The organism is Maribacter chungangensis (genome assembly GCF_042676845.1).
GTDB lineage: Bacteria > Bacteroidota > Bacteroidia > Flavobacteriales > Flavobacteriaceae > Maribacter > Maribacter chungangensis.
The window spans coordinates 187,308-212,780 of the sequence record NZ_JBHTHY010000007.1 but is presented as its reverse complement, the minus strand read 5'-3'; the positions used below and the strand labels follow the sequence as shown (position 1 = coordinate 212,780).

Here is a 25,473-nt window from a genome sequence, read left to right as displayed (position 1 = left end):
GAATCTTAAAAATAGTACTATCTTTGCGCTCTTAATCACTAAAGAAAGGAGGTTGTAGCCCATGTTAATAATACCAATAAAAGAAGGAGAAAACATAGACCGAGCTTTAAAGCGCTTTAAGCGAAAGTTCGATAAGACAGGTACAATGAGACAGTTGAGAAAACGTCAGCAGTTTAATAAGCCTTCTGTTGTGCGTAGAGCACAATTGCAAAAAGCACAGTATATTCAAGGTTTACGAGATGCAGAAGAAATCTAAAACCTTCAGCACAAAATAATAAGATCCCGCAATTTGCGGGATTTTTTTTGTCAAAACTTTAAATTCGACCAAGGTTTAATAACTTTGGTCTATGATGGTCAAGGAATTTGTAAGGTATCTGGAACTAGAAAAGAACTATTCCGGGCACACCGTTACTGCTTACGAAAAAGATCTAACGGAGTTTTTGGCATTTTATGTCACTACTGTCGGTGAGAGGAATCTAAAACAAGTGCAGTATGTATTCATTAGAAATTGGATCGTATCATTATCCGAAATGGGCCTTTCTAATCGATCTATAAATAGGAAAATAGCTTCGCTCAAAGCATATTATCGCTTTCTTCAAAAAATAGGGGACATTGGTGCAAGTCCTTTAAGTCAACATAAAGCATTAAGGACATCAAAAAAAGTGGAGATTCCGTTTTCCGAAGTTGAAATGGATGCCGTACTTTCTGCTTTTGGGTATTCTAATGATTTTAAGGGTAAGCGAGATCAGCTTATGGTTCATCTTCTGTATGCTACCGGAATGCGAAGGGCGGAGCTTATCAACTTAAAGATGTGCGATGTTGATTTTGAGACCATGAGTATTAAGGTATTGGGAAAAAGAAATAAAGAGCGTATTATTCCTATGCTAAAAAGTTTGGAGCCTCATTTTTTGAATTATTATCAGGAGCGCGCCAAATTGGAACGTATAGTCGAAAATGATTATGTATTTGTTTCCGGTTCGGGCAATAAAATATATGAAACGCTTGTTTATAGAACTATAAATAAGTATTTTAGGGAGGTGTCCAGTAAGCTAAAAAAGAGTCCTCATGTGCTTAGGCATACATTTGCTACGCACCTGCTTAATAAAGGTGCTGATTTAAATGCTGTTAAGGAATTGTTGGGTCACTCTAGTTTGGCATCTACGCAAGTATACACGCATAATAATATTGCCGAGCTAAAAAAAGTGCATGCTTTGGCCCATCCCAGAGCTAAGAACTAAAATTGTCTAATCCAACATCCTAGCCTGTAGGATGGTAAAACATAAACGATATGAAGGTAAATGCCCAATGTATTAATTTTAACGCAGATAAATCGCTGCTGGATTTCTTACAGCAACGTTTGGATAAGTTGGAAACATTTTATGATAAGGCGATCAGTTTCGATATCTATATGAAAGTGGTAAGTGTGAGCGGCAAGGCCAACAAAATAGTTGAAATCAAGGTAAACATACCCAAGGATAAGTACGTTGTTAAAAAGCAGTGTAAATCCTTTGAGGAGGCTGTAGATTCCGCATGTAGTTGTTTGGAAAGAAAGCTGATCAAAAGAAAAGAAAAATTAAGGTTGACAGCGTGATTAAAATTTTTTCATTTTTGTTTTGAATAAACAAATAAATCAATACATTTGCAGTCCGTTAGAAATAGCGGACTTTTTTATGCTGAAAAGCGTATTAAAAGTGCCGATGTAGCTCAGCTGGCTAGAGCAGCTGATTTGTAATCAGCAGGTCGTGGGTTCGAGTCCCTCCATCGGCTCTTGAAATAGTGAAAATGTATCAGGATGCAATCAAAAAGTGCCTAAAAATGCTTTTGTTTGTAGGGGAGAAGAAGTTTATCCTGAGCGGAGTCGAAGGAAGTCCCTTCAACGGCTCATAAGTTCTTAAAATACTGAATAATTGGGGAGATACTCAAGCGGCCAACGAGGGCAGACTGTAAATCTGCTGACTACGTCTTCGCAGGTTCGAATCCTGCTCTCCCCACTTTATTTTTTTTAATGTATTTGTTTGAAATTTTGAAATTTATAAGCGGGAGTAGCTCAGTTGGTAGAGCGTCAGCCTTCCAAGCTGAATGTCGCCGGTTCGAACCCGGTCTCCCGCTCTAATTTTCTTTCGTAGCACAATAGTTTTTGTTGTTACTGGAAAATCGCTTTTGAAGTTTGATGGGGTTGTGGTAGCGTTTTTCACTTGTAGGCTCTATGGTGTTTGAAAGTATTTTCATTCCTGCGAAGGCAGAGATTTGTTCTGTTGGTTTCAGGGTAAGTTCAACACTTTACGCCGGTGTAGCTCAGGGGTAGAGCGTTTCCTTGGTAAGGAAGAGGTCACGAGTTCGAATCTCGTCATTGGCTCAACAAAGCAATAAATTTGTACACTAATATAAACTAAGATTAAAATTCATTAAACATGGCAAAGGAAAAATTTGACCGTTCCAAACCGCACTTAAATATTGGTACCATTGGACACGTAGATCACGGTAAAACCACGTTAACTGCGGCTATTACAACTGTTTTGGCTAACGCAGGTCTTTCTGAAATGAGAAGCTTCGATTCTATCGATAATGCTCCGGAAGAAAAGGAAAGAGGTATTACCATTAATACATCGCACGTAGAGTATTCTACGGCAAACCGTCACTACGCACACGTTGACTGTCCTGGTCACGCGGATTACGTAAAGAACATGGTTACCGGTGCTGCACAGATGGATGGTGCTATCTTGGTCGTTGCCGCAACTGATGGTCCAATGCCACAGACACGGGAGCATATCCTTTTAGGACGTCAGGTTGGTATTCCTAGAATCGTTGTATTCATGAACAAAGTGGATATGGTCGATGACGAGGAGCTTATCGAGCTAGTTGAAATGGAAGTGCGTGAGTTGCTTTCTTTTTACGAGTATGATGGGGATAATGGACCTGTAATTGCTGGTTCTGCATTAGGTGCTTTGAACGGAGAGCAAAAATGGGTAGATACGGTAATGGAATTGATGGCGGCCGTGGATGATTGGATCGAGCTTCCAGCAAGAGATGTTGATAAGGATTTCTTGATGCCGGTTGAAGATGTTTTCACGATTACTGGTCGTGGTACCGTAGCAACAGGACGTATAGAGACAGGTGTTGCCAATACGGGTGATGCAGTTGATATTATTGGAATGGGTGCTGAAAAATTATCTTCTACGATTACAGGTGTTGAAATGTTCCGTAAGATTTTGGATAGAGGAGAAGCCGGTGATAATGTTGGTATCTTGTTGAGAGGTATCGAGAAATCCCAAATTAGTCGTGGAATGGTTATCTGTAAACCAGGTTCTGTTAAGCCACATGATAAATTCGAGGCCGAGGTTTATATCCTTAAGAAAGAAGAAGGTGGTCGTCATACACCATTTCATAATAACTACCGTCCACAGTTCTACGTAAGAACTACGGATGTTACAGGTAATATTTCTCTTCCAAGTGGAGTTGAAATGGTTATGCCTGGTGATAACTTAACGATTACCGTTGAGTTGATTCAGCCGATCGCATTGAGCGAAGGTCTTCGTTTTGCTATTCGTGAAGGTGGTAGAACTGTAGGTGCTGGTCAAGTTACTAAGATTCTTTAGTCTCAAACAATAGTTTAAAATAGTGTTACATCATAAGGGTGTCCGCCAACAGGCGGATACCTTTCGATGTAAATATAATTGGGTGTGCCGTTGTTGTTTTTAATTCTGGTATGCTTATATAAATACGGGTGTAGCTCAGTTGGTAGAGCACTGGTCTCCAAAACCAGGTGTCGGGAGTTCGAGTCTCTCCTCCCGTGCATAATTTAAGGAGGTTGGTAAAACTTTCTATAGAAGCTAAAAATTTCGTTGAAATGATCACATATATAAAAGAAGCGGTAGAGGAGCTAAGAAATAACGTTACACTTCCTACAAGGGCAGAATCGTCGAACCTGATGGTGGTTGTGGCCGTGTTTTCGATTCTTTTTGCTTTAGCTACATGGGGAGTTGATACCGTTTTTAGTAAAGTTATAAAGTTATATTTCAACAACGTTCTAAATTAAGGTAAGTACTATGTCAGAAGTATTGGAAAAGAAATGGTACGTAGTAAGAGCTGTAAGTGGTCAAGAGAATAAAATCAAAGGCTATATCGAGAGCGAAGTAGAGCGTCACGGTTTTGCCGATTATTTGGAAGACGTTTTGGTTCCGACCGAGAAAGTTGTTCAGGTCAGAAACGGTAAAAAAATTAATAAAGAAAGAGTTTATTTTCCAGGCTATATTATGGTGAAAGCCAATTTAGGCGGGGAGATGGTGCATATTATTAGGTCTATAACCAATGTTATTGGTTTTCTCGGTGAGACAAAAGGGGGTGACCCAGTTCCTTTGAGAAAATCCGAAGTAAACAGAATGCTAGGTAAAGTGGATGAGTTGACGGTAAATACCGATAGCGTAGCCATTCCCTTTGTATTTGGTGAGACGGTCAAGGTTATCGATGGTCCTTTTAACGGTTTTAATGGTACGGTAGAGAAAATAAACGAAGAGAAGCGCAAGCTTGAGGTGATGGTAAAGATTTTCGGAAGAAAAACACCATTGGAGTTAAGCTATATGCAAGTAGAAAAGATTTAAGATAATTGTTACATATTTATGAGTCGTGTCGCTTCCATTGACACACTTAAAATTTAATTTTAAACAATGGCAAAAGAAATAGGTAAAGTAGTTAAACTACAAGTTAGGGGAGGTGCAGCGAATCCGTCGCCACCGGTTGGACCCGCCTTAGGTGCTGCCGGTGTTAACATAATGGAATTCTGTAAGCAGTTTAATGCTAGAACGCAGGATAAGCCAGGTAAAGTTTTACCCGTAGTTATCACCGTTTACAAGGACAAGTCTTTCGACTTTCTTGTAAAAACACCACCAGCGGCAGTTCAGCTATTGGAAGCGGCTAAGATTAAAAAAGGATCTGGCGAACCTAACAGAGTAAAATTAGGGAATGTAACCTGGGACCAAGTTAAGGCAATTGCCGAGGACAAAATGGTTGACCTTAACGCGTTTACGGTAGAGTCTGCAATGAGTATGATTGCAGGTACAGCGCGTTCAATGGGTATGAAGGTATCGGGAAAAAGACCTTTTTAAATCTTTAAAAGCAATTAAATGGCAAAGTTAACAAAGAAGCTTAAAGAAGCACATTCGAAGATAGAGAAGGATAGATTGTACTCTGTGGACGAGGCTTCCGCTTTAATAAAAGAGATAACCAATACAAAATTTGATGCGTCAATTGATTTAGCGGTACGATTGGGTGTTGATCCAAGAAAAGCAAATCAAATGGTACGTGGTGTAGTTACACTGCCTCATGGTACCGGTAAGGATGTTAAGGTTTTGGCATTGGTAACACCGGACAAAGAGGCCGAGGCACAAGAGGCTGGAGCTGATTATGTTGGATTGGACGAGTATTTGGATAAGATCAAAGGCGGTTGGACAGATGTTGATGTAATTATCACCATGCCAAGTGTTATGGGTAAGTTAGGGCCTTTAGGCCGAGTATTAGGCCCAAGAGGTTTAATGCCTAATCCAAAAACTGGTACGGTAACTATGGATGTTGCTAAGGCAGTTTCCGAAGTGAAAGCAGGTAAGATTGATTTCAAAGTTGATAAAACTGGTATTGTTCATGCTGCAGTTGGGAAGGCTTCCTTTACGGCGGATAAGATTGCGGACAATGCCAAAGAATTGTTGGATACTTTAAACAAGCTTAAACCTACCGCTGCTAAAGGTGTTTACATGAAAAGTATTTTTATGTCCAGTACCATGAGTCCTAGTGTTCAATTAGACCCAAAGTCAGTTTAAGCGCTGCTGGTTAAAAATTTCAATTATGACAAGAGAAGAAAAGGCAACGGTTGTACAAGATTTGACGGCTCAGTTAGCAGATAATTCCATTATTTATTTAGCGGATATATCTGGTATGGATGCAGCAACTACATCAAGTTTAAGAAGGGCATGTTTTAAGGCCGATATTAAATTAGCTGTAGTTAAGAATACATTGCTTGCAAAAGCAATGGAGGCCTCGGACAGAGAGTTCGGCGAACTTCCAAGTGTGTTAAAGGGGAGTACCTCTTTAATGTTTTCAGAGGTTGGTAATGCTCCGGCAAAGCTCATAAAAAATTTCAGAAAGAAATCTGAAAAACCTTTATTAAAAGGAGCTTTTGTAGAAGAGGCAGTTTATATAGGTGATGAAAACTTGGATGCTCTTGTGAGCATTAAGTCTAAAGAAGAAATGATCGGCGAAATTATCGGGTTGTTACAATCTCCGGCCAAAAACGTTATTTCTGGACTTAAATCTGGTGGTGGTAAACTGGCAGGTATCCTTAAAACATTATCTGAAAGATAAGTACGCACTAAAAACTAAGTATATTTTAAAATTTTATTAAACGATAGAAAATGGCAGATTTAAAAGATTTCGCAGAACAATTGGTTAACCTTACGGTAAAAGAAGTAAACGAGTTAGCTGATATTTTAAAAGATGAGTATGGTATTGAGCCTGCTGCTGCTGCAGTTGCGGTTGCTGCTGGTGGCGGAGCCGCAGAAGGTGGCGAAGCTGCTGAGGCACAATCGGAATTCGACGTTATTTTGAAGGCCGCAGGTGCTTCTAAATTAGCAGTTGTTAAATTGGTTAAGGAATTAACCGGTTTAGGATTGAAAGATGCAAAAGACATCGTTGATAGCGCACCAAAAGCAGTAAAAGAAGGTGTTTCTAAGGACGAAGCAGAAGGTATCAAAAAATCTTTGGAAGAAGCAGGAGCTGAAGTTGAGCTTAAGTAATAACGACAGCTATATCAGTTTTGGTTTAGGTCTTTTCGCAATTTGCGGCTAGACCTAAGCCATTTTATAGAATTATGTATATGATGAAATATACTACCCCATTAGTACTCACGATCAAAACACTGTCCGTAGATGTTCACAAATCAGACTGAAAGAATAAATTTTGCATCCGCTAAGAAGACACCGGATTATCCGGATTTTCTAGATATTCAGATCAAATCGTTTCAAGACTTTTTTCAACTAGAAACAAAATCTGACCAAAGAGGTGACGAAGGTTTGTATAATACCTTCATGGAAAATTTTCCAATTACTGATACTAGAAATCAGTTTGTATTGGAATTTTTGGATTACTTCATTGATCCGCCAAGATATTCAATTCAAGAATGTATAGAGCGTGGTCTTACTTATAGCGTTCCGTTAAAGGCCAGGTTAAAACTATACTGCACCGATCCGGAACATGAGGATTTCGAAACTATAGTTCAAGACGTTTACTTGGGAACTATTCCTTACATGACTCCAAGCGGTACCTTTGTTATAAACGGTGCCGAGCGCGTTGTCGTTTCTCAGTTACACCGTTCGCCAGGGGTCTTTTTTGGACAGTCTTTCCATGCAAATGGAACTAAATTATACTCTGCAAGAGTAATACCTTTCAAGGGTTCTTGGATAGAATTTGCTACCGATATCAATGGCGTTATGTATGCCTATATCGATAGAAAGAAAAAATTACCGGTTACTACCTTGTTCAGAGCTATTGGCTTTGAAAGGGACAAGGACATTTTAGAGATTTTTGATCTTTCTGAGGAGATTAAGGTTTCTAACGCCGGACTTAAAAAAGTATTGGGCCGCAAGTTGGCCGCAAGGGTGTTGAACACTTGGCACGAAGATTTTGTCGATGAGGATACGGGTGAAGTAGTGTCTATCGAGAGAAATGAGATTGTATTGGATCGTGATACAATTCTTGATAAAGAAAACATCGCCGAAATAATTGAAGCCGACGTAAAGACGGTATTGTTACATAAGGAGAATAACGCACAATCTGATTATGCAATTATTCATAATACCCTACAAAAAGATCCAACGAACTCTGAAAAAGAAGCCGTTGAACATATTTATCGTCAACTACGTAATGCCGAACCGCCAGATGAGGAAACTGCGCGCGGAATTATAGATAAATTATTCTTCTCCGATCAGCGTTACAACTTAGGTGAGGTTGGCCGTTACAGAATGAACAAAAAATTAGGTTTGGATATCGGAATGGACAAGCAGGTCTTGACTAAAGAAGATATCATTACCATTATCAAATATTTGATAGAGTTGATCAACTCTAAAGCGGAGATAGATGATATTGATCACCTTTCTAATAGACGTGTGAGAACTGTTGGAGAACAGTTGTCTTCGCAATTTGGGGTAGGTTTGGCTAGAATGGCACGTACGATTCGTGAGCGAATGAACGTACGTGATAATGAAGTGTTTACACCAATTGATTTGATTAATGCCAAGACCTTGTCTTCGGTAATTAATTCCTTCTTTGGGACCAACCAGTTGTCTCAGTTTATGGATCAAACAAATCCGTTGGCGGAAATAACGCACAAAAGAAGATTATCCGCATTAGGACCAGGAGGGCTTTCGAGAGAAAGAGCTGGTTTTGAGGTTCGTGATGTTCATTACACACACTATGGTAGGCTATGTCCTATTGAAACTCCTGAAGGACCCAATATTGGTTTGATTTCTTCACTTTCTGTATTTGCTAAAGTAAATTCAATGGGCTTCCTGGAGACGCCGTACAGGAAGGTGGAAAAGGCGAAGGTAGATATCGATAATTTCGTATACCTGAGTGCCGAGGAGGAAGAGGGAATGAAAATAGCGCAAGCGAACATTCCTATGAAGGCGAACGGGCAAATCGATGCCGATAAAATTATTGCAAGAGAAGAAGGCGATTTTCCGGTCGTTGATCCTTCTGAAATTAATTATACCGATGTTGCACCCAATCAAATTGCGTCTATATCAGCTTCATTAATTCCGTTCTTGGAGCATGATGATGCTAACCGTGCATTGATGGGGTCAAACATGATGCGCCAGGCGGTGCCATTATTAAAACCTCAGTCTCCAATTGTTGGAACTGGTCTGGAAAGACAAGTTGCATCAGATTCTAGAGTTTTGATAAACGCAGAGGGCGATGGTGTTATAGAATATGTAGATTCTCAAAAGATAACCATCAAGTACGACCGTACCGATGCTGAGAGACTTATTAGTTTCGAAGAGGATGAAAAGACATATTTCTTGGTCAAGTTCAGAAAAACGAATCAAGGTACAAGTATTAACCTAAAACCTATTGTAAAGAAAGGCGACCGGGTTAAAAAGGGACAGGTCCTGTGTGAAGGGTATGCTACTGAAAAGGGAGAGTTAGCGCTAGGTAGAAACCTAACGGTAGCCTTCATGCCTTGGAAGGGGTATAACTTTGAAGACGCCATCGTAATTTCCGAAAAAGTGGTTCGTGAAGATATATTCACGTCAATTCACGTAGATGAATATTCCTTGGAAGTTAGGGACACCAAATTAGGTGCGGAAGAATTAACGCATGATATACCCAATGTTTCTGAAGAGGCCACCAAGGATTTGGACGAAAACGGAATGATACGTATCGGTGCGGAAGTGAAGCCAGGCGATATCCTAATTGGTAAAATTACTCCAAAAGGGGAATCTGATCCAACTCCCGAGGAAAAACTATTACGAGCAATCTTTGGTGATAAGGCAGGTGATGTTAAAGACGCATCGTTAAAGGCATCTCCTTCGTTAAGGGGTGTTGTTATAGAGAAAAAACTATTCTCCAGGTCCGTGAAAGATAAGCGGAAACGTTCAGAAGATAAGGAAGAACTTGGTAAGCTAGAGTTGGAATACGAAGTGAAGTTCCAAGAGCTCAAGGATATTTTAGTAGAAAAATTATTCACCTTAGTTAACGGTAAGACATCTCAAGGCGTATTGAACGATTTGGGAGAGGAAGTACTTCCGAAAGGAAAGAAGTACACCATGAAAATGTTGAACTCTGTGGATGATTTCGCCCATTTAGTCGGTGGAAGCTGGACAACGGACAGCGACAACAATGCCGCTGTACTTGATTTGTTGCACAACTATAAGATTAAATTGAACGACCTTCAAGGTAACCTAAGAAGGGATAAATTCACTATATCTGTCGGAGATGAGTTACCAGCTGGTATCATGAAATTGGCTAAGGTATACGTAGCCAAAAAGCGTAAGCTTAAGGTTGGTGATAAAATGGCCGGGCGTCACGGAAACAAAGGTATTGTTTCTCGAATAGTACGTCAGGAGGATATGCCGTTCTTGGAAGATGGAACACCAGTCGATATCGTGTTGAATCCTTTAGGGGTACCATCACGTATGAATATTGGTCAGATATATGAAACCGTATTGGGATGGGCAGGACTTAAGTTAGGCAAGAAATTTGGAACTCCGATTTTTGATGGTGCTACGTTAGATGAAATCAATTCGTATACAGATGAAGCAGGAATTCCAAGATTCGGACATACCTATCTATTCGATGGTGGCACCGGACAACGATTTGATCAACCAGCTACCGTTGGAGTCATTTATATGTTGAAGTTAGGACACATGGTAGATGATAAGATGCACGCTCGTTCTATAGGACCGTACTCGCTTATTACACAGCAACCATTGGGAGGTAAAGCTCAGTTTGGAGGTCAGCGTTTTGGAGAGATGGAAGTCTGGGCACTGGAAGCCTATGGCGCATCTGCAACTCTACGTGAAATATTGACCGTTAAATCGGATGATGTTATCGGAAGGGCCAAGACCTATGAGTCCATTGTAAAAGGTGAGACTATGCCAGAACCCGGTTTACCGGAATCTTTCAACGTATTAATGCACGAACTTAAAGGATTAGGTTTGGATATTAGACTTGAGGAATAAGTTTATAGTTCAGGAGACTATTTAAAAACACATTTAAAATCATTATCAGCACGCTATTATGGCTAGAATAAAAGATAATAACCCAATAAAAAGGTTTAATAAAATTTCCATAGGATTAGCTTCTCCCGAAGCAATTTTGGCAGAGTCTAGAGGAGAAGTTTTAAAGCCTGAAACCATAAACTATAGAACCCACAAACCAGAGCGAGACGGTCTTTTTTGTGAACGTATTTTCGGTCCTGTAAAAGACTACGAATGTGCTTGTGGAAAGTATAAGCGTATTCGTTACCGTGGTATTGTTTGCGATCGTTGCGGTGTAGAGGTTACGGAAAAGAAAGTACGTAGAGATAGGGTAGGACACATTAATTTAGTCGTTCCTGTGGCGCATATTTGGTATTTCCGCTCGCTTCCCAATAAAATAGGATATCTTCTTGGATTGCCTTCCAAGAAATTGGATATGATTATTTACTATGAGAGATATGTGGTAATTCAGCCCGGAATAGCTAAAGGTCCTGAGGGTGAAGAAATTAATAAAATGGATTTCTTGACCGAGGAGGAGTACCTAAACATAATGGAATCTATCCCGCAAGAGAACCAATATTTAGAAGATTCCGACCCTAATAAGTTTATTGCTAAAATGGGAGCCGAATGTTTGATTGATCTATTGGGAAGAATCGATTTGAAAGAGTTGTCTTTCAGCTTAAGACATAAGGCGAATACAGAAACTTCAAAACAAAGAAAAACAGAGGCCTTAAAAAGGCTCCAAGTCGTAGAAGCTTTAAGAGAATCTCAAGAAAATAGGGAAAACGAACCGGAATGGATGATCATGAAGGTAATTCCGGTAATACCCCCAGAATTACGACCATTGGTACCTTTGGATGGCGGTCGTTTCGCTACTTCAGATTTGAATGATTTATATAGAAGAGTTATTATTCGTAACAATCGTTTAAAACGATTGGTAGAGATTAAGGCCCCTGAGGTTATTTTGCGTAACGAGAAGCGTATGCTTCAAGAATCCGTTGATTCACTTTTCGATAACACAAGAAAAGCTTCGGCCGTAAAAACCGAGTCTAACAGACCCTTAAAATCACTTTCGGATTCATTAAAGGGTAAGCAAGGGCGTTTTCGTCAAAACCTACTTGGTAAACGTGTGGATTACTCCGCGCGTTCTGTTATCGTTGTAGGTCCGGAATTGAAATTGTTCGAATGTGGACTTCCTAAGGACATGGCGGCAGAATTATATAAGCCGTTCGTTATCCGTAAGTTGATAGAAAGAGGCATTGTGAAGACCGTTAAGTCGGCTAAAAAGATAATAGACAAAAAGGAACCTGTAGTTTGGGATATCCTTGAAAACGTATTGAAAGGGCACCCAGTACTGTTAAACCGTGCGCCAACGCTGCACCGTTTAGGTATCCAAGCTTTTCAACCAAAATTGATAGAAGGAAAAGCGATTCGTCTGCATCCTTTGGTCTGTACCGCGTTTAATGCCGATTTTGATGGGGATCAAATGGCGGTTCACCTACCATTGGGCCCAGAGGCCATTTTGGAGGCACAACTTTTAATGTTGGCATCACATAATATTTTGAACCCTGCAAACGGTTCACCGATTACCGTACCTTCTCAGGATATGGTTTTAGGTCTATATTATATGACCAAGGAAAGAAAATCGACGCCTGAAGTGCCAATTAAGGGTGAAGGATTGACTTTTTACTCTTACGAAGAAGTTGAAATTGCTTTCAATGAAGGCATGGTTAACTTAAATGCAGGTATAAAGGTACGAGCGAAAGATTTTAATGAAGAGGGTGAGTTGGTCAACCAGATTATACCTACAACGGTAGGCAGGGTCTTGTTCAACATGGAAGTTCCAGAAGCTGCAGGATACATAAATGATGTATTGAACAAAAAGTCTTTAAGAGATATTATCGGAGGTATTTTGGCAGTTACCGATGTACCAACAACAGCAGATTTCTTGGATAAGATAAAGACCATGGGGTATGAATTTGCCTTCAAAGGTGGTCTTTCCTTTAGTCTTGGTGATATTATTATCCCTAAAGAGAAGCCTGAAATGATTACAGATGCCAATCAGCAGGTAGATGGTATTATGGCCAACTATAACATGGGTCTTATTACCAATAATGAACGTTACAATCAAGTAATTGACGTGTGGACTTCAACGAACGCTATGCTAACCGAGTTGGCTATGAAGCGTATTAGAGAAGATCAACAAGGTTTCAATTCTGTATATATGATGCTAGACTCTGGTGCAAGGGGCTCCAAGGAGCAGATTCGTCAGTTGACAGGTATGCGTGGATTAATGGCCAAACCTAAAAAATCTACTGCAGGTGGTGGTGAAATTATAGAGAATCCTATTCTTTCTAACTTCAAAGAAGGTTTATCGATTTTAGAGTACTTTATTTCAACCCACGGTGCACGTAAAGGTTTGGCGGATACTGCACTTAAAACTGCGGATGCAGGATATTTGACAAGAAGATTGGTTGATGTTTCACAAGATGTTATCATCAATATCGAAGACTGTGAGACCCTAAGGGGAGTGGAAGTTGAAGCGCTTAAGAAGAACGAGGAAATCGTTGAGACGCTTGGAGAGCGCATTCTTGGTCGTGTTTCTTTACATGATGTTTACGATCCGTTGACACAGGAATTGGTGTTAAGTGCAGATCAAGAGATAATGGAGTCCGATGTTAAAAAAGTTGAAGCCTCCCCGATCGAAAGAATTGAAGTGCGTTCGGCACTCACATGTGAAGCTCAAAAAGGAATTTGCGCCAAATGTTATGGTAGAAATCTTTCTACGAACAAAATGGTGCAAAGGGGAGAGGCTGTTGGTGTAGTTGCTGCACAGTCTATTGGAGAGCCGGGTACGCAGTTAACGCTTCGTACATTCCACGTAGGAGGTATCGCTGGTAACATTTCAGAGGATAATAAACTCGAAGTTAAGTTTTCCGGTGTTGCTGAAATCGAAGATTTGAGAACTGTTTCAAGTGTTGATTCAGAAGGGGAACCTGCTAATATTGTAATATCAAGGACTTCGGAAATAAAGGTGGTAGATGCTAAAACCGGTATAGTACTGAGTACCAATAATATTCCTTACGGTTCACATCTGTTTATAGAAAACGGAGCTAAGGTTGCTAAAGGAGACGTTATTTGTTCATGGGATCCGTATAATGGAGTAATAGTATCGGAATTTCCCGGTAAAATTGCCTACGAGAATATAGATCAAGGTGTAACCTACCAAGTAGAGATTGATGAGCAAACCGGTTTCCAAGAAAAAGTAATTTCGGAATCAAGGAACAAGAAGTTGATTCCAACCTTACTTATTCAGGACGGAAAAGGAGAAACCTTGCGGTCTTATAACTTACCAGTTGGTTCACACATCATGGTAGATGATGGTGATAAGATAAAGGAGGGTAAGATTTTGGTCAAGATTCCACGTAAATCGGCAAAAGCGGGTGATATTACGGGAGGTCTTCCAAGGGTTACCGAATTATTTGAAGCACGTAACCCTTCTAATCCAGCAGTAGTTTCTGAGATTGACGGTGTTGTTTCTTTTGGTAAAATTAAAAGAGGTAATAGAGAAATCATTATCGAATCCAAGTTGGGCGAGGTGAAAAAGTACCTTGTAAAGCTTTCAAATCAGATTCTTGTGCAAGAAAATGATTATGTGCGTGCAGGTATGCCATTGTCAGATGGTTCTATTACACCAGAGGATATATTAAAAATTAAAGGCCCATCAGCGGTACAACAATACTTGGTGAACGAAGTTCAGGAAGTATATAGGTTGCAAGGTGTAAAAATTAACGATAAACATTTTGAGGTTGTTGTTAGGCAAATGATGCGTAAAGTTAGAATTGTAGATCCGGGAGATACCATTTTCTTGGAGAACCAATTAATACATAAAGACGACTTTATCAGTGAAAACGATGAGATTTTTGGGAAAAAAGTGGTTATGGAAGCCGGTGAGTCAGAAAATCTAAAGCCTGGTCAGATTGTTACTCCGCGTGAACTTAGAGACGAGAATTCATTGTTAAAGCGAAACGATAAAGCCTTAGTAGAGGCTAGAGATGCCGTTGCGGCAACTGCTACTCCAATACTACAGGGTATTACAAGGGCATCGCTTCAAACTAAATCGTTTATATCGGCCGCTTCGTTCCAAGAAACAACAAAGGTGTTGAACGAGGCAGCAGTGAGTGGTAAAATAGATACTTTGGAAGGACTTAAAGAAAATGTGATTGTAGGACATAGAATTCCGGCGGGTACTGGAATGAGGGACTATGAGAGTATAATCGTAGGTTCTAAAGAGGAATATGATGAAATAATGGCAAGAAAAGAAGCCTTGAGATTTTAAATTTGAAAGCCCTCAGTTTTTAATTGAGGGCTTTTTTATGTAATAGTATTTAGTATGAGCGACCAAAAAAAATCAAATCAAAAGCAAATAAATATAGAGCTTGATGAAAAGATGGCTGAAGGTGTGTATTCAAATTTAGCGATTATCAACCACTCGGTATCCGAGTTTGTCGTCGATTTCATTAGTATGATGCCCGGAGCGCCAAAAGCTAAGGTAAAAAGTAGAATAGTGCTTACGCCGCAGCATGCCAAGAAGTTTCTTAAAGCTTTAAACGATAACGTGCAGCGTTTCGAGAAGGCGCATGGTGCTATAAAGGATTATGAACAAACACCTGTACCTATTAATTTTGGCCCAATCGGTGAGGCATAAAAAAAGCCCAGCTATCCGTAGCTGGGCTTTTTTTATTCAAACTCCGACACAAAGTGTAATTTTACCAAGGGGTATTTTGCCTGTGTCATTTGTAGCGAAAATTGGGAATCTGCTAGAAATACCAATTGTCCCCTTTTGTCCTTTGCCAAAAACTTCTGTTTAACTCTAATAAAGTCTTTAAATTCATCACTCTTTCTGTTTTCCTTACCTACCCAGCAAGCTTTGAAAACTGGAAAGTTTTCATAGCTGCATTTAGCACCGTATTCATGCTCTAAACGGTACTGTATAACTTCAAATTGTAGCGCTCCTACGGTGCCTATTACTTTACGTCCGTTAAGTTCTAGCGTAAACAGTTGTGCAACTCCCTCGTCCATCAGTTGATCGATTCCTTTGTATAACTGTTTGGATTTCATTGGATCTGCATTGTTAATATACCTAAAATGCTCCGGAGAGAAACTTGGTATGCCTTTATAATGCAAGGATTCTCCTTCGGTAAGGGTGTCGCCTATTTTAAAGTTTCCCGTATCATGCAATCCAACGATGTCTCCTGGATAAGATATATCCACGATCTCTTTCTTCTCTGCAAAGAAAGCGTTGGGACTGGAGAATTTTAGTTTTTTGTTCTGTCTTACATGTAAATAAGGTTTGTTACGTTCAAAAGTTCCGGATACAATCTTTATAAAGGCTAATCTGTCACGATGCTTGGGGTCCATATTGGCATGAATCTTAAAGACAAAACCCGTAAGCTCTTTTTCATTTGGTTGGACTAAGCGTTCTTCGGCCATTTTGGGTTTCGGCGGAGGTGCAATTTCTATGAAACAATCCAATAGTTCCCGTACACCAAAGTTATTTAGTGCGGAACCAAAGAACACTGGTTGTTGCTCACCACTCAGATACAGTTGCTTGTCAAATGCTGGATAAACGCCCCAAACCAAATCTAAATTCTCCCGTAGCTCCTTTGCTGCGGTGCTACCTATAATCTGTTCAAGTTCAGGACTTTCCAAATCGTCGAAAGCTATCGTTTCTTCTATGTTTTTCTTGTTGTCGCCGCTAAAAAGATTAATATTTTTTTCGTGGATATTGTAAATTCCTTTAAAGTCGTAACCCATTCCTATCGGAAAACTTAACGGGGTAACCGAAAGCCCAAGTTTTTGCTCTAGTTCATCTAGAAGGTCAAAAGCGTCTTGTCCTTCCCTGTCCAGTTTGTTGATAAAAACCAGCATAGGGATGTTCCGCATTCGGCATACTTCCACAAGTTTTATAGTTTGTTCCTCAACGCCCTTGGCAACATCGATTACTACGATAACACTATCGACTGCGGTTAAGGTTCTAAAGGTGTCTTCGGCAAAATCCTTGTGACCAGGCGTATCCAGTATGTTTATTTTTTTATCCTTATAAATAAAAGCCAAAACAGAAGTTGCAACGGATATCCCTCTTTGACGTTCAATTTCCATAAAATCACTGGTAGCTGTTTTCTTGATCTTATTGTTCTTCACAGCACCCGCTTCTTGGATTGCTCCCCCAAAAAGCAGAAGTTTTTCGGTTAAGGTAGTTTTACCGGCATCTGGGTGGGATATGATTCCAAAAGTTCGTCTTCTTTCAATTTCCTCCTTAAAACTCATTTATAGTAATTTGAGGTCAAAAATACATGAATTTCGTGGTTTTTTCCTTGATTTTTAGTGTCAAGCTATGTTATTATCCCTTCGATTTATTGTGACCAAAATGATAATTTTGTTTCCTATATTTATAATCAATTAATATAAACTGGCTTTGTGATACGTGTTTCGTGTAGATTTATTAACAAGTTATCCTAGAAACTAAGAAGCTAGTAATATTACGAGTATCTTGCATTTAATTTCAAAATAGGGGTCCCACGTCCTACCGAAATAAAATCCTACATGTCATGGTGATACGTTTAAATTAAACTGTCGTTATGAGAAAAAATATGTTTTCAATTGACAAACCATGGATTTCCCATGGTGTATATGTGGCTTCAATTATTTTTCTGTTTGTACTTTGCAATAATCCTTTTGTTTATGGGGCGGAGCTACCCGGAAACTTTAGTACAATAGATACTGATGGAGATGGAGTGTACGATCATATCGATATAGACGACGATGGCGATGGTCTTACAGATGTAACGGAAGACGCTAATCTGGACAATGATAATAATCCGGAGACCAACCCTACCGATACGGATGGTGACGGAGTGCCCGATTATTTGGATATCGATTCAGATAATGACGGCATACTGGACAATTTGGAGGCGCCGAATTTTCATTTGTATAAACCTATTTCGGGAATTGATAGTGACGGTAATGGTCTGGACGACGCTTATGAAAGTTATCCTGGCGCTGGACAAGGTATAGTACCGTTTTCTAGAGATTCTGATATATATCCGAACCACTTGGATATAGATGCGGATAATGATGGTATCCCGGATAACGTGGAAGCGCAGACTACCTCTGGTTATATTGCTCCAAATGATGACGATGAAGCAACTTATGCTTCTAACAATGGGATAAACAGCGCTTATATTGGTGGATTAACACCAGTGAATACTGATGGTACCCCGCGACCTAACAAGCCTGATTTTTTAGATTACGACAGTGATGATGATCTTGTACCCGACAACAACGAGGGCAACGACTTCAACTTCGACGGAGTTCCGGACCAGGCCTTCACGGGCACGGATACGGACGGCGACGGACTGGACGACGGCTACGAGGGCGGTGACGTAAACGACGGGTTCGACGTGAACGACGAGATCGACGACCCTGCGAACGACCTTCCCGACACGGACGGGACGGAGGACGTGAACTACCGGGACCTTGACGACGACGGCGACGGAACGCCCACGGAGGAGGAGGACCCTAACGGTAACGGGGACCCCACGGACGACGACAGCGACAATGACCGCACCCCGGATTATTTGGACCCCGATAGCGGGGGCAAGGACACGGACGGGGACGGCGTACCCGATATTACGGACCTTGACGACGACAACGACGGACTTTTGGACACTACCGAGGACCCCAATTTAGACGGTGACAACGATCCCCTGACCGACCCATTGGACAGCGACGGCGACGGCATCCCCGATCATTTGGACATCGACTCCGATAACGACGGCATCCCGGACAATGTGGAGGGCCAGACGACCGAAGGTTATGTACCTCCAAGCGGCAACGACGGTGACAACGACGGTCTTGACGACGCTTACGAGGGCACTGGCAACGACGGCATCGTACCGGTGAACACGGACGGTGGGGACACCCCGGATTATTTGGACCCGGACAGCGACAACGATACGGTACCCGACAACAACGAGGGCAACGACTTCAACTTCGACGGAGTTCCGGACCAGGCCTTCACGGGCACGGATACGGACGGCGACGGACTGGACGACGGCTACGAGGGCGGTGACGTAAACGACGGTTTCGACGTGAACGACGAGATCGACGACCCTGCGAACGACCTTCCCGACACGGACGGGACGGAGGACGTGAACTACAGGGACCTTGACGACGACGGCGACGGAACGCCCACGGAGGAGGAGGACCCTAACGGTAACGGGGACCCCACGGACGACGACGGCGACAACGACGGCACCCCGGATTATCTGGACCCCGATAGCGGGGGCAAGGACACGGACGGCGACGGCGTACCCGATATTACGGATCTAGACGACGACAACGACGGACTATTGGACACTACGGAGGACCCTGACCTTGATGGGGACGGCAATCCCCTGACCGACCCATTGGACAGCGACGGCGACGGCATCCCCGATCATTTGGACATCGACTCCGATAACGACGGCATCCCGGACAATGTGGAGGGCCAGACCACGGACGGTTACATCGCCCCCAGCGGGAACGATACGGACGACGACGGACTGGACGACGCTTACGAGGGCACTGACAACGACGGCATCGTACCGGAGAACACGGACGGTGAGGACACCCCGGATTATATAGACCCTGACAGCGACAACGATACGGTACCTGACAACAACGAGGGCAACGACTTCAACTTCGACGGTGTTCCGGACCAGGCCTTCACGGGCACCGATACGGACGGCGACGGACTGGACGACGGCTACGAGGGCGGTGACGTAAACGACGGTTTCGACGTGAACGACGAGATCGACGACCCTGCGAACGACCTTCCCGACACGGACGGGACGGAGGACGTGAACTACCGGGACCTTGACGACGACGGCGACGGAACGCCCACTGAGGAGGAGGACCCTAACGGCAACGGGGACCCCACTGACGACGACGGGGACAACGACGGCACCCCGGATTATCTGGACCCCGATAGCGGGGGCAAGGACACGGACGGGGACGGCGTACCCGATATTACGGACCTTGACGACGACGACGACGGACTTTTGGACACTACCGAGGACCCCAATTTAGACGGTGACAACGATCCCCTGACCGACCCATTGGACAGCGACGGCGACGGCATCCCCGATCATTTGGACATCGACTCCGATAACGACGGCATCCCGGACAATGTGGAGGGCCAGACCACTGACGGTTACATCGCCCCCAGCGGGAACGACTCGGACAACGACGGTCTTGACGACGCTTACGAAGGAACGGACAATGACGGCATCGTACCGGTGAACACTGACGGTGGTGACACCCCGGATTATTTGGACCCGGACAGCGACAACGATACGGTACGCGACAACAACGAGGGCAACGACTTCAACTTCGACGGAGTTCCGGACCAGGCCTTCACGGGCACGGATACGGACGGCGACGGACTGGACGACGGCTACGAGGGGGGTGACGTAAACGACGGGTTCGACGTGAACGACGAGATCGACGACCCTGCGAACGACCTTCCCGACACGGACGGGACGGAGGACGTGAACTACCGGGACCTTGACGACGACGGCGACGGAACGCCCACGGAGGAGGAGGACCCTAACGGCAACGGGGACCCCACTGACGACGACGGCGACAACGACGGCACCCCGGATTATTTGGACCCCGATAGCGGGGGCAAGGACACGGACGGGGACGGCGTACCCGATATTACGGACCTTGACGACGACGACGACGGACTTTTGGACACTACCGAGGACCCCAATTTAGACGGTGACAACGATCCCCTGACCGACCCATTGGACAGCGACGGCGACGGCATCCCCGATCATTTGGACATCGACTCCGATAACGACGGCATCCCGGACAATGTGGAGGGCCAGACCACTGACGGTTACATCGCCCCCAGCGGGAACGACTCGGGCAACGACGGTCTTGACGACGCTTACGAAGGAACGGACAATGACGGCATTACGCCGGTTGATACGGACGGTGACGAGACGGACGATTACCTTGACGGCGACAGCGACAACGATACGGTACGCGACAACAACGAGGGCAACGACTTCAACTTCGACGGAGTTCCGGACCAGGCCTTCACGGGCACGGATACGGACGGCGACGGACTGGACGACGGCTACGAGGGGGGTGACGTAAACGACGGGTTCGACGTGAACGACGAGATCGACGACCCTGCGAACGACCTTCCCGACACGGACGGGACGGAGGACGTGAACTACCGGGACCTTGACGACGACGGCGACGGAACGCCCACGGAGGAGGAGGACCCTAACGGCAACGGGGACCCCACTGACGACGACGGGGACAACGACGGCACCCCGGATTATCTGGACCCCGATAGCCCAATATTGGATGCAGTAGATGATTTTGCCACTACTCCTTCCAATAGCCCCGTAGATATTGATATTTTGGCAAATGATTTTGGTATACCTAGAGATGGGACCATTACGTTTACAGAACCTTTGGATGGAACTGTAGCGATAAATGACGGTGGAACTCCAGACGATTTAAGGGATGATTTTGTAACCTATACACCAAACTCGGATTTTAATGGAACGGATGGTTTTGAATATACGATTTGCGATGTCAATGGAAATTGCGACACGGCAACCGTAATAATTACGGTTGGAACCCTCCCTCTATTGGATGTGGTAGATGATTCTTCTATTACTGACCCGGAAACTGGGGTGGATATTGATATATTTTTAAATGATATTAATCTTCCGAATGACGGAAGTGTAACTTTTACCGGAGCTTCCAATGGTGTAGTTGTTCAAAATGATGCTGGAACACCGGATGACCTCTTGGATGATTTTGTCACGTATACGCCAAATGCCGGTTTTAGCGGAACCGATTCCTTTGAATATACGGTCTGTGATATTTTAGGCAACTGTGATACCGCTCTTGTTACCATAGTGGTCAATGAACCACAGATTATAGCTATTGAAGTCAATCAGATTGTATCTCCTAATGCCGATGGTAAAAACGACTTTTTGTTTATTCGTGGAGTTGAAAATATACGTAGTAGTACTTTGAAAATTTTCAATAGATGGGGTGTAGCAGTATATGAAGGGGAAAATTATAACAATCAGAATAATGTTTTCGATGGTCGGTCTAGGGGTAGGTCTACATTAAGTGTGGAAGATTACCTTCCTTCCGGGGTCTACTATTACATCTTCGACTATACGACCCTAACAGGTGAAAGTGTTGTCGATAGTGAGTATATTTACATAAGCAGATAATAGCATAACCAAATGAAAATCAGGAATTATTTCTTAGGGTTACTTTTTTTGGCATTAGTTTTTGTAACTGAGGCAAACGGGCAACAAGACGCCCAATATACCCAGTATATGTTTAATACCATAAGTGTTAATCCCGCCTATGCAGGATCACGAGGGCAATTAAGTGTAGCCGCTTTGTACAGGGCTCAATGGGTAGGATTGGAGGGCGCGCCCACTTCACAGACCTTAAATATTCACTCACCTATTAGAAACAGTAAACTAGGTTATGGATTATCTGTGGTAAACGACGAGATTGGTGATGGCACTGTTCAGGAAACTTATTTTGATGGTGTTCTATCCTATACCATTGAGGTTGCCAGGGACGCTAAACTATCGTTCGGGGTGAAAGCTGGCTTAAATGTTTTAAATCTAGATTTCAATAGATTACGAAATTTTGATGCGGAACCGGTTAATGTGGATAACATAGAGAATAGGATTTCTCCAAATGTTGGCTTAGGATTTTATTATCACACCAATAAGTTTTATGCCGGGCTATCAGCTCCTAATCTGCTTCAAACCGAACATTTTGATAATTCTGCTACCGATGCCAATGCAGTACAGTTTTTATCAAAGGAAAGAATCAACTTCTATTTGATTACGGGTTATGTCTTTGACCTAAATGGAAATTTGAAGTTCAAACCTGCGTTGTTGACGAAAATGGTTGGTGGGGCACCGTTACAAGTAGATCTTTCCGCAAATTTTATGTTTGCAGATAAATTTACGTTTGGAGCAGCCTATAGATTGGATGCCGCAGTGAGCGCAATGGCAGGTTTTCAGCTCTCTGATCAGTTAATGCTTGGATTGGCCTATGATAAAGAAACTACGGAATTGGGAGGTACCCGTTTTAATGATGGCTCCTTCGAAGTATTTTTAAGGTATGAATTAGTTAAGTCCTTTCAACGATTGGTATCACCTCGTTTCTTCTAATACGGAAAGAATCATGACAAAAAAAAATCAAATACTGGTTATTTTCTTTTTAATTTCTGCCTTTGGCGTAACATGGGGACAGGAAAGATTGGTGACCAAGGGAAATGAAAAGTACGAAGAGTATTCGTTTAGACCAGCAATCGATATTTACGAAAAGGTTCTTGAGAAGGGGTTTGTATCGGCAGATTTACTAAAAAAATTAGGTAATTCGTACTACTATAATTCAAACTACAGCGAGGCAGCGGAAACATTTAAAAAATTGGTTATGGAGTTTCCTGATAATGTAGCTCCGGAAGATTATTTCAAATATGCCCAAACCTTGAAGTCATTGGGCGATTATGAGGGTTCTAATCAAGTTATGTCCAAGTTTACGGCAATGACCACTAGTGATGCTAGAGCTAGTGCATTTGTAGAAGAAAGGGACTATTTAGCTGAAATTGCAGCAAATTCAGGTCGATATGAATTATCCCCCTTCGAATATAATTCTGTTTACTCCGAGTTTGCACCTGCTTATTATAAGGATGGTCTAATTTTTTCATCGGATAGGGATACGGGTAATTTTGCTAGGTACAGACATACTTGGAATGCTAAGGATTTTTTGGATTTATATAAAGTAAATTCCGACAGTGTTTCCATGGATATGGTAACCAAATTCGGTGATGATGTAAATACAAGATTGCATGAATCTGCCTCTGTTGTTACTAAAGATGGAAAAACATTATACTTTACGAGAAATAACGTTGTTGAAGGAAAATCCGTCAAAGATAAAAAAGGAATTATCAGGCTTAAAATATTTAGGGCCAAACAGATTGATGGGGTATGGGCGGAAATAGAGGAGCTTCCTTTTAATAACGATGAATACTCTGTGGCCAACCCGGCTTTAAGTCCAGATGAGAAAACACTCTATTTTGCCTCGGATATGCCAGGAACTTATGGATTGTCCGATATCTTTATGGTAAACATTAACGATGACGGTACGTTCGGTACACCAGAAAATCTTGGTGCAAATATAAATACGGAAGCAAGAGAGACGTTTCCTTTTGTTACACAAAATGAAATATTATACTTTTCGTCGGACGGTCATCCAGGTTTGGGAGGATTGGATGTATTTGCAACAAGAATAAAGCGAAAGGATTTCACTGGTAAAATCCTTAATGTAGGCGAACCTATAAATAGCAAAAAGGACGATTTCACCTTTATTTTTAATGAACTTACCAAAGAAGGTTACATGGCTTCTAATAGAGAAGGTGGTTTAGGCGATGACGATATATATAAGTTTCTGGAAAAGGAACCTTTGGTATTTGAGTGTACTCAAAAAATAACGGGAACCATTAGGGATAAAATTTCGAATAGTGTTTTGGTAGGTGCCACGGTAAAGATAATAAATGAGAATAATGAAGAGATATTATCGGATATTACCAACTCCGATGGTAATTATAGTCTGGTGTTGGATTGCAATAAGGGAAATTTTGTGAGAGCTTTAATGGAAGGGTACGTTCCTTCTGAAGAATATATAGGTGTCTCGGACGGCAAACCAAAAATAATAGATTTCTATTTGGAAAGAGATATTGTAACTGGTGGGTTTGGAGATGATTTGGCTAAGCTATTACAGTTAAGTACTATTTATTTTGATTTTAATAAGTATAACATTCGTCAAGATTCTGAGATAGAGGTAGAGAAAGTCATTGCGGCTATGGAAAAATATCCAAGTTTAAAAATTCAAGTAAATTCCCATACGGATAGCAGAGGTCCTGCTGAGTATAATTTATGGCTTTCTAAAAAAAGAGCGGAGTCTACGATTAATTATATGATCTCTAAAGGAATTTCAGCGGACAGATTAGCAAGTGAAGGTTTCGGGGAAACCAAGCTGATAAATGATTGTTATGACGGTATGAAGTGTTCATCTCAGCAACACGATTTAAATAGACGTTCCGAGTTCATAATTATGGACTAGAGATCAATAAATTAGGTTTTCATCGAACGACGCTATAAATGATTGTTAATTCTCATATTTTTTAGTGGTGGATGAATTTACTGGTTGAAGATAATTGGTAAAATTATTTTTGGCAGGTCTTAAGCACAAAAAAATCGGGGATTAGGAACTTAAAGAATAGACTGATTTCGATTTTGTTTCGATGAATTAATCCCTAGCTATCGTCTAGATTGGGCGAGTTCGGTTCAATAGTGTAAGGCTCGTTCTAATAGTAAAAATTATTTGATTTATTACCTCAATTTTAAAGGTTGGTCAAGTTCTGTTTTCTTGAATAAGGCTGCGCTATACTTCCCGTTAGACTGTTTATGTAGACTTTTTAATCCTGTTGACTACGAAGATTGCAGAGATTAGTGTTTTGTGTGTGAAATGACTCGTTAGAACGTATTCATATTCTGTTATTTTAGTCATGACTTCCATAGCTATAAGTATAGAAATCTATTTGGTATCAATGAAATTA

The 25,473-nt window shown here is 42.0% G+C and carries 17 protein-coding genes and 5 tRNA genes; 21 read left to right on the top strand and 1 reads right to left on the bottom strand.

Annotated elements, in window-relative coordinates; all coding sequences use genetic code 11:
* Positions 1-61 precede the first annotated feature (61 nt).
* From rpsU to ACFQZJ_RS11470, 18 genes are all read left to right on the top strand, one after another.
* Positions 62-256 carry a 30S ribosomal protein S21 gene (rpsU, locus tag ACFQZJ_RS11555; RefSeq protein WP_379934676.1) on the top strand — a complete coding sequence of 65 codons (195 nt, stop codon included), beginning with the start codon at positions 62-64 and terminating at the stop codon, positions 254-256.
* A gap of 91 nt (positions 257-347) precedes the next feature.
* The gene (locus tag ACFQZJ_RS11550; RefSeq protein ID WP_379934674.1) at positions 348-1,238 is read left to right on the top strand and encodes a tyrosine-type recombinase/integrase; all 891 of its coding nucleotides are present in this window, start codon (positions 348-350) and stop codon (positions 1,236-1,238) included.
* Between the two features lie 50 nt (positions 1,239-1,288).
* The gene (gene hpf, locus ACFQZJ_RS11545; RefSeq protein ID WP_379934673.1) at positions 1,289-1,591 is read left to right on the top strand and encodes a ribosome hibernation-promoting factor, HPF/YfiA family; all 303 of its coding nucleotides are present in this window, start codon (positions 1,289-1,291) and stop codon (positions 1,589-1,591) included.
* Between the two features lie 102 nt (positions 1,592-1,693).
* Positions 1,694-1,767, top strand: a tRNA-Thr gene (locus ACFQZJ_RS11540).
* Between the two features lie 142 nt (positions 1,768-1,909).
* Positions 1,910-1,991, top strand: a tRNA-Tyr gene (locus ACFQZJ_RS11535).
* Positions 1,992-2,036: 45 nt separating this feature from the next.
* Positions 2,037-2,109: transfer RNA gene (locus ACFQZJ_RS11530), tRNA-Gly, on the top strand.
* 175 nt (positions 2,110-2,284) lie between these two features.
* Positions 2,285-2,356, top strand: a tRNA-Thr gene (locus tag ACFQZJ_RS11525).
* A gap of 55 nt (positions 2,357-2,411) precedes the next feature.
* The gene (gene tuf, locus ACFQZJ_RS11520) at positions 2,412-3,596 is read left to right on the top strand and encodes an elongation factor Tu (RefSeq protein ID WP_379934671.1); all 1,185 of its coding nucleotides are present in this window, start codon (positions 2,412-2,414) and stop codon (positions 3,594-3,596) included.
* 124 nt (positions 3,597-3,720) lie between these two features.
* Positions 3,721-3,793, top strand: a tRNA-Trp gene (locus ACFQZJ_RS11515).
* Positions 3,794-3,847: 54 nt separating this feature from the next.
* Positions 3,848-4,036, top strand: a complete 189-nt coding sequence (gene secE, locus ACFQZJ_RS11510) for a preprotein translocase subunit SecE (protein WP_379934669.1) — start codon at positions 3,848-3,850, stop codon at positions 4,034-4,036.
* 10 nt (positions 4,037-4,046) lie between these two features.
* Positions 4,047-4,598 (top strand): transcription termination/antitermination protein NusG, encoded by a 552-nt coding sequence (gene nusG / locus ACFQZJ_RS11505; RefSeq protein ID WP_379934667.1) that lies wholly within the window; start codon positions 4,047-4,049, stop codon positions 4,596-4,598.
* 66 nt (positions 4,599-4,664) lie between these two features.
* Positions 4,665-5,102 carry a 50S ribosomal protein L11 gene (gene rplK, locus ACFQZJ_RS11500; protein ID WP_379934665.1) on the top strand — a complete coding sequence of 146 codons (438 nt, stop codon included), beginning with the start codon at positions 4,665-4,667 and terminating at the stop codon, positions 5,100-5,102.
* An 18-nt stretch (positions 5,103-5,120) separates the two neighbouring features.
* Positions 5,121-5,810, top strand: coding sequence for a 50S ribosomal protein L1 (rplA, locus tag ACFQZJ_RS11495; RefSeq protein WP_379934663.1), 690 nt, complete (start codon positions 5,121-5,123; stop codon positions 5,808-5,810).
* 25 nt (positions 5,811-5,835) lie between these two features.
* A complete protein-coding gene (gene rplJ / locus ACFQZJ_RS11490) occupies positions 5,836-6,351 on the top strand; it encodes a 50S ribosomal protein L10 (RefSeq protein WP_379934662.1) in 516 nt (171 codons plus the stop codon).
* Between the two features lie 50 nt (positions 6,352-6,401).
* On the top strand, positions 6,402-6,782 hold the full coding sequence (gene rplL, locus ACFQZJ_RS11485) for a 50S ribosomal protein L7/L12 (RefSeq protein ID WP_379934660.1): 381 nt from the start codon (positions 6,402-6,404) through the stop codon (positions 6,780-6,782).
* 132 nt (positions 6,783-6,914) lie between these two features.
* Positions 6,915-10,724 carry a DNA-directed RNA polymerase subunit beta gene (gene rpoB, locus ACFQZJ_RS11480; protein WP_379934659.1) on the top strand — a complete coding sequence of 1,270 codons (3,810 nt, stop codon included), beginning with the start codon at positions 6,915-6,917 and terminating at the stop codon, positions 10,722-10,724.
* Positions 10,725-10,782: 58 nt separating this feature from the next.
* Positions 10,783-15,081 (top strand): DNA-directed RNA polymerase subunit beta', encoded by a 4,299-nt coding sequence (rpoC, locus tag ACFQZJ_RS11475; protein ID WP_379934657.1) that lies wholly within the window; start codon positions 10,783-10,785, stop codon positions 15,079-15,081.
* Positions 15,082-15,135: 54 nt separating this feature from the next.
* Positions 15,136-15,450, top strand: a complete 315-nt coding sequence (locus ACFQZJ_RS11470) for a DUF3467 domain-containing protein (protein ID WP_379934655.1) — start codon at positions 15,136-15,138, stop codon at positions 15,448-15,450.
* 32 nt (positions 15,451-15,482) lie between these two features.
* On the opposite strand, the gene ACFQZJ_RS11465 is transcribed toward ACFQZJ_RS11470, so the two are convergent.
* The gene (locus tag ACFQZJ_RS11465; protein ID WP_379934654.1) at positions 15,483-17,072 is read right to left on the bottom strand and encodes a peptide chain release factor 3; all 1,590 of its coding nucleotides are present in this window, start codon (positions 17,070-17,072) and stop codon (positions 15,483-15,485) included.
* A 311-nt stretch (positions 17,073-17,383) separates the two neighbouring features.
* On the opposite strand from ACFQZJ_RS11465, the gene ACFQZJ_RS11460 reads away from it, so the two are divergent.
* The 3 genes from ACFQZJ_RS11460 to ACFQZJ_RS11450 are packed head-to-tail and all read left to right on the top strand — an operon-like array spanning position 17,384 to position 24,977.
* Positions 17,384-22,057, top strand: coding sequence for an Ig-like domain-containing protein (locus tag ACFQZJ_RS11460; protein WP_379934652.1), 4,674 nt, complete (start codon positions 17,384-17,386; stop codon positions 22,055-22,057).
* A 12-nt stretch (positions 22,058-22,069) separates the two neighbouring features.
* Positions 22,070-23,023 (top strand): PorP/SprF family type IX secretion system membrane protein, encoded by a 954-nt coding sequence (locus ACFQZJ_RS11455; protein WP_379934651.1) that lies wholly within the window; start codon positions 22,070-22,072, stop codon positions 23,021-23,023.
* A gap of 13 nt (positions 23,024-23,036) precedes the next feature.
* A complete protein-coding gene (locus ACFQZJ_RS11450; protein ID WP_379934650.1) occupies positions 23,037-24,977 on the top strand; it encodes an OmpA family protein in 1,941 nt (646 codons plus the stop codon).
* The last annotated feature ends 496 nt before the right edge of the window (positions 24,978-25,473 follow it).

Coding starts and splice junctions, on each gene's coding strand:
- rplA (WP_379934663.1), top strand. CDS start 5,121: ATGGCAAAGTTAACAAAGAAGCTTAAAGAAGCACATTCGAAGATAGAG.
- ACFQZJ_RS11470 (WP_379934655.1), top strand. CDS start 15,136: ATGAGCGACCAAAAAAAATCAAATCAAAAGCAAATAAATATAGAGCTT.
- ACFQZJ_RS11460 (WP_379934652.1), top strand. CDS start 17,384: ATGAGAAAAAATATGTTTTCAATTGACAAACCATGGATTTCCCATGGT.
- ACFQZJ_RS11550 (WP_379934674.1), top strand. CDS start 348: ATGATGGTCAAGGAATTTGTAAGGTATCTGGAACTAGAAAAGAACTAT.
- ACFQZJ_RS11465 (WP_379934654.1), bottom strand. CDS start 17,072: ATGAGTTTTAAGGAGGAAATTGAAAGAAGACGAACTTTTGGAATCATA.
- hpf (WP_379934673.1), top strand. CDS start 1,289: ATGAAGGTAAATGCCCAATGTATTAATTTTAACGCAGATAAATCGCTG.
- rpoC (WP_379934657.1), top strand. CDS start 10,783: ATGGCTAGAATAAAAGATAATAACCCAATAAAAAGGTTTAATAAAATT.
- ACFQZJ_RS11450 (WP_379934650.1), top strand. CDS start 23,037: ATGACAAAAAAAAATCAAATACTGGTTATTTTCTTTTTAATTTCTGCC.
- secE (WP_379934669.1), top strand. CDS start 3,848: ATGATCACATATATAAAAGAAGCGGTAGAGGAGCTAAGAAATAACGTT.
- rpoB (WP_379934659.1), top strand. CDS start 6,915: ATGTTCACAAATCAGACTGAAAGAATAAATTTTGCATCCGCTAAGAAG.
- rplK (WP_379934665.1), top strand. CDS start 4,665: ATGGCAAAAGAAATAGGTAAAGTAGTTAAACTACAAGTTAGGGGAGGT.
- nusG (WP_379934667.1), top strand. CDS start 4,047: ATGTCAGAAGTATTGGAAAAGAAATGGTACGTAGTAAGAGCTGTAAGT.
- ACFQZJ_RS11455 (WP_379934651.1), top strand. CDS start 22,070: ATGAAAATCAGGAATTATTTCTTAGGGTTACTTTTTTTGGCATTAGTT.
- rplL (WP_379934660.1), top strand. CDS start 6,402: ATGGCAGATTTAAAAGATTTCGCAGAACAATTGGTTAACCTTACGGTA.
- tuf (WP_379934671.1), top strand. CDS start 2,412: ATGGCAAAGGAAAAATTTGACCGTTCCAAACCGCACTTAAATATTGGT.
- rpsU (WP_379934676.1), top strand. CDS start 62: ATGTTAATAATACCAATAAAAGAAGGAGAAAACATAGACCGAGCTTTA.
- rplJ (WP_379934662.1), top strand. CDS start 5,836: ATGACAAGAGAAGAAAAGGCAACGGTTGTACAAGATTTGACGGCTCAG.